3 protein-coding genes are annotated in these 2,528 nt (G+C 62.8%); all 3 read right to left on the reverse strand.

The window, feature by feature from the left end; translation table 11 throughout:
* Positions 1-981 (reverse strand): Rieske 2Fe-2S domain-containing protein (locus ACKWJN_RS12725; RefSeq protein ID WP_408597462.1); only part of this gene is annotated, 981 nt, incomplete at its 3' end.
* Positions 982-991: 10 nt separating this feature from the next.
* Positions 992-1,579, reverse strand: a complete 588-nt coding sequence (locus ACKWJN_RS12730) for an NAD(P)H-dependent oxidoreductase (RefSeq protein ID WP_408597463.1) — start codon at positions 1,577-1,579, stop codon at positions 992-994.
* A gap of 59 nt (positions 1,580-1,638) precedes the next feature.
* On the reverse strand, positions 1,639-2,499 hold the full coding sequence (locus ACKWJN_RS12735) for an amidohydrolase family protein (protein WP_408597465.1): 861 nt from the start codon (positions 2,497-2,499) through the stop codon (positions 1,639-1,641).
* Between the last annotated feature and the right edge of the window lie 29 nt (positions 2,500-2,528).

Here is a 2,528-nt window from a genome sequence, read left to right on the forward strand (position 1 = left end):
GATGCCGGGGCGGTCCGAGTCCATCGAGTATTCGACGCCACGGCGGCGCAGGTCGATCACTGCGTCGGGGTCGGTGGATTCGAGGATGTCCTTGTCCTCGCGCGTGATGACTTCGTCGAAATGCACCAGCAGGGCCTCGGGGCAGTCGGCTTCGGTGTCGTTGCGAAACAGCCATTGGCACAGCTGGATGTGGCCGTCGTCGATGGGCGTGAAGCAGTTGATGATGACGTGGCGGATGCCCGAGGGGTATTCGATGTCGAGCCGGCGCGAGAACGGCAGGAAGTAGGCATTGCGCATGTGACGCGTGGTGATGGGCTCGCTCACGCCGCTGATGCGATGAAACGCGGGTGGGTTGGTGGCGGCAATCACGGTCTCGGCATGAAAACCGTTTTCGTTGTCCACGAGTTCGTACTTGCTGGGCTTGGGTTGTGCGGCCACGCCGAAGGTGGCGCGATGCACGAAGCTGAAGTGCGAGTTGTCAAAGCTGTTTTCCAGCGCACGCACGGGGCTGGTGGCCCAGGTTTCGTAGAACTGGTAGATGGTGCGCCAGCCGGGCGCATCGAATTCGGGGATGGGTGGAATGTCGGCCACCGGGTCTTCCAGTGCCACCCAGGCATAGCCGTAGCGTGCGGTGCAGTGGTAGGCCTTGGTGCAGTAGTCGGGCGGGATGGATCGGTCAGCGTCGTACTGCACGATTTGCACGACCTGGCCTGTGCGGTCGTAGGTCCAGCCGTGGTAGCCGCAGCGGATGCGGCCTTGGCCACAGGCCTGGCCTTCTTTGTCCACACACCAGCCTTTGGACAACTTGGCCGTGCGGTGACAGCAGCGGTCTTGCAAAGCAGCGGGTTCGCCGTTGTCGTCGATGAACAGCACCAAGTCTTCACCGAGCAGGGTGAAGGGCTTGGGTCCGTCGGCGAGTTGCGACAGCGGGATGACGGCATGCCAGAATTTTCTGAAAACAGCTTGTTGTGTGACCAACATAGAGGCACTCCTAATTGAATTTCAACATGGCGTCGCGAACGCGATCGCGAAAACGGGTGAGCTGCGTGGGCGTGGCCACGTTCATGTGGTAGCGGGCGTGGTAGTCAATTTTGACGCCCGGGCCTGCCAGCACTTTCAAGTAACGCGTGATCACGCGCCGGGGTGGGTCGCCCATGTACCACGCCATCCAGCGCGGGCGTCCATAGGTCACCACGGCGCTGATGCGTCGGATGTGGGTGAGGGCGGGTTTGACGTGGGCCGGGTCGCTGATGTCAAAGGCCACACCGGGCATGAGCAGGCGGTCAAAAAAACCTTTGAGCATGGCGGGCAAGCCAAAGCACCAGGTGGGGAAACAAAACACCAAAGCCTCGGCACGCTCTAGGCGTTGCAGGTAGGCCTCGACCGGTACGCGGTTGCTGGGCACCTCGTGGTAGCCCAAGCGTTCTTCGCGCGACAGCACCGGGTTGAAGCCTTCGGCGTACAGGTCAAAGTCGTCCACCTCATGCCCCGCCTGCGTGAGCGCGCCCACCACGTCACGGTGCAGCGTGGCGTGAAAACTGGTTTCCACCGGATGACAAAACACCACCAGAACGCGCATGGCTTGACCTTTGTGAGGGATGACGTGTGGGCTAGGACGTAAAGGCCAGGACGGGGGGCTCAAGAGGCCTGGATTTTTTTCACCAAGGCACGGGCGCGGGCCGACAACTCGGCCAAGTCCAAGCCGGGTATCTGGCCATCGCGCACCACCGTGCGTCCTGCCACCCAGGCGTGGCGCACCTGGGCCGCGCCGCCTGCGGTGATGGGCGCGGTGGCGTCGTCGTGGTTGCCGGCGTAGCGTGGGTGGGTCAGGTCGTAGAGCACCAAGTCGGCCTGCATGCCAGGGGCCAGCGTGCCCACGTCGTCGAGTCCCAACACCTTGGCCCCGTTGGCCGTGGCCCAGTGCACCAAGGTCTCGACCGACTGGGCGGTGGCACCTTTGACGGCGCGGTGAATCATCCAGGCTGCATGCAATTCGCTGATCATGTCGGCGGCCTCGTTGGAGGCGGCACCGTCCACCCCGATGCTCACAGTGGCACCGGCTTGTGCCAAGGCTTGCACGGGGGCCACACCGCTGCCCAAGCGCCCATTGCTTTGCGGGCAATGGGCGATGGCGGTTTGGGTTTGGCCGCAGATGGCAATTTCTTCGGCATCCAAATGCACCATGTGGGCAAAGCTCACGTCGGGGCCAATCCATTCGTGTTCCGCGCACCAGTCCACCGGGCGAGACTTGAGCACGTCCCGCGCAAAGCGCACGTAGTCGGCGGTCTCAGACAAATGGCTGTGCAGGCGAATGCCCAAGCTGCGTGCGGCACGCGCCATCTCGCGCAACTCGTCGGGTGTGCACGAATAAAACGGGGTGGTGGGCGCCATCACCACCTTGCGCATGGCGTGGGGCGAGGCATCGTGGAACTGACGCGTGCTGTGCTCGACCTCACGCAAAAACACATCCAGCGGTTGGGTGCTGTCTCTTATACACATCTGACGCTGCCGACGAAGCTAGAAGTGTA

This window comes from Limnohabitans sp. (genome assembly GCF_046052825.1).
GTDB lineage: Bacteria > Pseudomonadota > Gammaproteobacteria > Burkholderiales > Burkholderiaceae_C > Limnohabitans.